Genomic DNA, 2644 nt, shown 5'->3' with positions numbered 1-2644 from the left:
GCTCATCGCCGCCATCCGAGGCTGAAAGCCCGGTCCCTTTGGGCCTTGCGCTGTCAGGTCCGTCAAATCCGCAAAAGCGTTCTCACACAGCCTCGGTGGGGAGCGGACACTGACCCTTCGCCCTGAAGCGGACGTTCCGCCTCCGGTCCAACGCGGTCATGACCAGATACGGATTGCTTTCCCGTTGGCAGGCACTCCACTGCCCCAATGCGGATCAATCGAACCGAGCTGGCCGACCTCGGGACCTTCCTCGCCATCGCGCGCCACCGCAGTTTCCGGCGAGCCGGTCTGGAGCTTGGTGTCAGCGCCTCCGCGCTCAGCCACGCACTCAAGGCGATGGAGGCGCGCCTCGGTGTGCGCCTCGTCAACCGCACCAGTCGCAGCGTCACGCTCACCGCAGCCGGTGAAGATCTGCTCGCCTCGCTGGATGCGCCGTTCGCGGCGATCGGCTCCGCGCTCGACGTGCTCAACCAGCACCGGGATCCGACGAAGGTCACCGGGCGCATCCGCCTCAACGTGCTCGAACATGCGAGCACGTTGTTGCTCGCCCCCGTGTTGCCTTCCTTCCACGAGCGCCACCCGCAGGTCGAGATCGACATCCGGGTGTCCAACGATCTGCTCGACGTCGTGGAAGCTAGAGCCGATGCGGGCATCCGCTACGGCGGGACTGTGCCTCTGGATATGGTGGCGCAGCGTTTGTCGGCCGATCTGCGCTGGGTGGTGGTTGGAGCGCCGACCTATCTGGATCGTCACGGAACGCCTGATCATCCACGTGACCTTGCAGCTCACCGATGCCTACGCATTCGCCTCGGCGACGACAGCCTCTATCGATGGGAATTCGAGAGAGCGGACGAGCAGATCGCCCTCGACGTTCCCGGTGCGGTGACCATCGACAACACGTGGTTCGCCCTCTCCCTTGCGGTGGCGGGCGGCGGGCTCGCCTATCTTCCTAAGCCGTGCGTCGAACCCGTGGTCGCACGGGGCGAGCTTCGCGTCGTGCTGGCGGATTGGGCACCGATGGGACCGGGCTTCCACCTCTACTATCCCGGACGTCGCCAACTGCCGACCGGATTGCGGCTCCTCATCGACCTGATCCGCGCGGCGAAGCCCCTCGGATTGTAGCCGCCGCGACGTCCGACGATGAACGCGGCTCATCGTTCCGTTGAGGGACAGACGCCTGATCGGCGGCTCACGCGATGGCTACGTCAGGCACCTCATCGAGGTCATCGGAGAAATTGAGACATGCGCCGTTTTACAGGGAAGGTCGCCTTCATCACGGGTGCGGCCAGCGGCATCGGCCGCGCCGCCGCCATTGCGTTCGCAAGGGAGGGCGCTCGGGTCGCCATCACGGATCGCACGGAGGCTGCACTCGAACAGCTCCGCGCTGAGATCGAAGCGGATGGCGGCGAGGTGATTGCAATTCGATGCGACGTGTCGGTGCCAGCGGACGTCGAGGCTGCGGTGGCTCGCACCGTTGAGCGGTTCAGCCGCCTCGACTGTGCTTTCAACAACGCCGGCGTCGAGAACAAGGCCGCTCCCGTCCACGAGATCGCCCTCGACGAATGGGACCAGATCCTCGACATCAACCTGCGTGGCACGTTCGTGTGCATGAAGTACGAGATCGCACAGATGCTTCGGCAGGGCGGCGGCGTGGTGGTCAACACATCGTCCGGCGCTGGAATCAGGGGTGTCGCGGGAGGTGCGAGCTATGCCGCCTCGAAGCACGCCTTGATCGGCCTGACCAAATCGGCCGCCCTCGACTACGCGAAGGCGAAGATCCGGGTGAACGCAGTTTTGCCTGGGAATATCGAGACACCGATGATGGACCGCTTCACGGGCGGCGACATCCAGAAGGCGATCGACCTTGAGCCGGTCGGACGGCTGGGCAAGCCCGAGGAGATCGCAGAGGCCGTCCTGTGGATGTGTTCGGACCTTGGGGCCTTCGTGACCGGCGCGTCGATCTCTGTCGATGGCGGCTGGTCGCTCTAAGAGGCGTTTCCGAGACGATGAAGGAAAGATCGCATGGACATCAAGCGCAGCGGAAGCCAGCCCTCAGGCCAGGGCCCGTCCGAATGGTTCACCGGCACAGTTCGGATTGATCCGCTCCACAGCGCTCCCGACCCTGCCCGCGTCGCGATGGCGAGCGTAACGTTCGAGCCCGGCGCGCGGACGGCGTGGCATACGCATCCATTCGGCCAGACGCTGATCGTCACGTTCGGGCGTGGGTGGGTTCAGCGCGAGGGCGGCCCGGTCAAAGAGATCGCGCCGGGCGACGTGGTCTGGTTCGAGCCGAATGAGAAACATTGGCATGGGGCCACGGCGACCTCGGCGATGACGCATGTCGCGATCCAGGAACGGTTGGATGGCAAGGCCGTGACCTGGATGGAGCAGGTCACCGAAGACCAGTATGCCGGGTCCTGAACTTCGCCACCCCGGTCCGCTCTAACACAACGAAGCCGAGAGCGGACTGGCAGAATTCTACCCGATACGGACGTAGGTCATCATCACCAAGCTGCCGCGAAACGGACTTTCCGAGGTTCTGCGAAGGGTGGAGGCTGTGTGAAAAGAGCGTCTGGTGATTAGGCCGGCCTGACATCGCGGAAGGTTGCCCTGAGGTTTTGCAGGACACGCGGGTCGTTGGTGG

General features: G+C 64.5%; 3 protein-coding genes. All 3 read left to right on the top strand.

Annotation, left to right across the window (positions count from 1 at the left end):
* Positions 1-207 precede the first annotated feature (207 nt).
* The 3 genes from ASF26_RS13705 (at position 208) to ASF26_RS13695 (ending at position 2421) form a co-directional block, all read left to right on the top strand.
* Positions 208-1122 carry a LysR family transcriptional regulator gene (locus tag ASF26_RS13705; RefSeq protein ID WP_056254946.1) on the top strand — a complete coding sequence of 305 codons (915 nt, stop codon included), beginning with the start codon at positions 208-210 and terminating at the stop codon, positions 1120-1122.
* 120 nt (positions 1123-1242) lie between these two features.
* Positions 1243-1989 carry a glucose 1-dehydrogenase gene (locus ASF26_RS13700; RefSeq protein WP_056254944.1) on the top strand — a complete coding sequence of 249 codons (747 nt, stop codon included), beginning with the start codon at positions 1243-1245 and terminating at the stop codon, positions 1987-1989.
* A gap of 33 nt (positions 1990-2022) precedes the next feature.
* Positions 2023-2421 carry a cupin domain-containing protein gene (locus tag ASF26_RS13695; protein ID WP_056254941.1) on the top strand — a complete coding sequence of 133 codons (399 nt, stop codon included), beginning with the start codon at positions 2023-2025 and terminating at the stop codon, positions 2419-2421.
* The last annotated feature ends 223 nt before the right edge of the window (positions 2422-2644 follow it).

It is taken from the genome of Methylobacterium sp. Leaf93, from assembly GCF_001422345.1.
GTDB lineage: Bacteria > Pseudomonadota > Alphaproteobacteria > Rhizobiales > Beijerinckiaceae > Methylobacterium > Methylobacterium bullatum.
This window is presented reverse-complemented; position numbering and strand designations above follow the sequence as displayed.

Coding starts and splice junctions, on each gene's coding strand:
- ASF26_RS13695 (WP_056254941.1), top strand. CDS start 2,023: ATGGACATCAAGCGCAGCGGAAGCCAGCCCTCAGGCCAGGGCCCGTCC.
- ASF26_RS13705 (WP_056254946.1), top strand. CDS start 208: ATGCGGATCAATCGAACCGAGCTGGCCGACCTCGGGACCTTCCTCGCC.
- ASF26_RS13700 (WP_056254944.1), top strand. CDS start 1,243: ATGCGCCGTTTTACAGGGAAGGTCGCCTTCATCACGGGTGCGGCCAGC.